This is a genomic window from Microvirgula sp. AG722, from assembly GCF_003269145.1.
Classification (GTDB): domain Bacteria; phylum Pseudomonadota; class Gammaproteobacteria; order Burkholderiales; family Aquaspirillaceae; genus Microvirgula; species Microvirgula aerodenitrificans.
On sequence record NZ_QLTJ01000042.1, the window covers coordinates 1 to 1,802 of the forward strand.

The 1,802-nt window shown below is 61.4% G+C and carries 3 protein-coding genes; all 3 read left to right on the forward strand.

Going from position 1 to position 1,802, the window contains the following annotated elements; all coding sequences use genetic code 11:
• The first annotated feature begins 143 nt into the window (after window positions 1-143).
• The gene (locus DFO50_RS18685) at window positions 144-1,061 is read left to right on the forward strand and encodes a GTPase family protein (RefSeq protein WP_112693017.1); all 918 of its coding nucleotides are present in this window, start codon (window positions 144-146) and stop codon (window positions 1,059-1,061) included.
• 70 nt (window positions 1,062-1,131) lie between these two features.
• On the forward strand, window positions 1,132-1,578 hold the full coding sequence (locus DFO50_RS18690) for a hypothetical protein (RefSeq protein WP_112693018.1): 447 nt from the start codon (window positions 1,132-1,134) through the stop codon (window positions 1,576-1,578).
• Window positions 1,579-1,617: 39 nt separating this feature from the next.
• Window positions 1,618-1,802 (forward strand): hypothetical protein (locus tag DFO50_RS18695; RefSeq protein WP_199489905.1); only part of this gene is annotated, 185 nt, incomplete at its 3' end.

Below are 1,802 nucleotides of genomic sequence, written 5' to 3' on the forward strand. Positions count from 1 at the left end.
CCGCCTTCGGCAAGCTGGTGCTGCTTGTTCCGGTCTATCTGTGGAAGCGCGCGCAGTCACTGCGCCAGCGCCCGGCCTATTTCTGGACCTGGCTCGGCCTGTTCGGTCTCAGCCTGCTGATCACACGCTAACGGAGGGATCCCATGTTCAACCAATGGCCCGCTCTGGGCGACGAAGAACCACCATCCAACCCCAAGCTGGATACCTCGGCCGGGCTGTTTGATCAGCTCAGTCCCCATCTCACTGCCCTGACAGCCGAGCAACTGGAAGCCGTTCGAGCGCGTATCCGCCAGGTCGTGCAATACCAGGCGGTCGTCGGCGTACTCGGCAAGACTGGCGCTGGCAAATCTTCGCTGTGCAATGCGCTGTTCGGTCAGGAAACGGCCAGCGTCAGTGATGTTGAAGCCTGCACCCGCCATCCGCAGGAGATCACCCTCAGCTATCAGAACGGCAAGGGGCTGTCGCTGCTCGACGTGCCTGGCGTGGGCGAAAGCACCACCCGTGACGCCGACTACACCGCGCTGTATGCCAGCCTGATGAAAGAGCTCGATCTGATCCTGTGGGTGATCAAGGCTGACGACCGGGCCCTGAGTGTGGACGAGCAGGTTTATCGCGACATCGTGCAGCCCTACGCCGACCAGCACCAGGTGCCGGTGATCTTCGTCGTCAACCAGGTCGACAAGATTGAGCCAAGCCGTGAATGGGACTGGCAGCGCAATCTGCCCGGTCCCCATCAGGCCGCCAATATCGAGACCAAGCGCGCCAGCGTCAGTCGGCAGTTGGGGGTTTCTCCCAGCCAGGTATGTGCCGTCTCCGCTGAAGCGGGCTACCAGTTGATGGCGTTGATCGACACCGTCATCAGCGTGCTGCCCGCAGAGAAGCGCTGGAGCATTGCCCGCGAAGCGCGCGAGGAACACGTCTCAAAAAAGTCCCGTCAGGCAGCGGAACAAGGACTGTGGGAGAGCATCAAGTCTTCACTGCTCGGCATCGTGGTTCGTGAAGTCGCTATTCCCCTCGCGAACCGGGCGTTCTCCGCCTTTCTCAACTTCTTCCGCCGCTAACACCAAGGCCCGGGTCGGCTCATGCCGGCTCGGGCCTGTTGTCTATTTAAAATGAAAGAAAGGTTCCACCATGAAGAAATATCTCCTCCTGCTCGCCGCCCTGACCGTCGCCGGCCAGGCTCAAGCCTTTGGCGAAAATGGCCGCTGGTCCAGTGGTTGGGGACAAGGTGTCAGTGAATACGTCGTGGTCAGCGGTAAAACCCAGCTGTACATCGCCTGCAGCAACTATGACGAACTGGCCAGCGTCACCCTGACCGTCAACGGCCGCGACTACGGCATGGACCCGAATCCGCCCTTCGACCTGATCGTCGACGGCAAGGTCCTAAGCGCGTTCTACGATACCTCGTCGCATGTAGGCAGTGACCATTTCAATTCCGGCTGGGCCGCGATCCGCAAAGCCAAGACCCTGCAGGTCCGTCCCCAGGGCGGCAAGCTGATCAACCTGCCAGTACAAGGAGCGAGCAAAGTGCTGCCAGCCGCCGGCAGCAAGGGCTTCAGTTGCCGCACGGCCATGTAACGCCGCCCCATGGACAAGCACTGCCATGACGGAGAACCCATGACCGCCCCCACCGCCCTGCCCAACAGCGCCATCGCCGGCCGGCACAGCAGCAAGGACAAAACCGCCTACGGCCTGGCCGAAGCCGCGTTTCAGCAATCCAGCCTGTCGGTCCTCGACAAGCTGGAAAACTTCCCACGCTTCTCGACCAAACGCGCGCTGGCGCGCTTTATGGCCAAGGAACA

Coding starts and splice junctions, on each gene's coding strand:
- DFO50_RS18690 (WP_112693018.1), top strand. CDS start 1,132: ATGAAGAAATATCTCCTCCTGCTCGCCGCCCTGACCGTCGCCGGCCAG.
- DFO50_RS18685 (WP_112693017.1), top strand. CDS start 144: ATGTTCAACCAATGGCCCGCTCTGGGCGACGAAGAACCACCATCCAAC.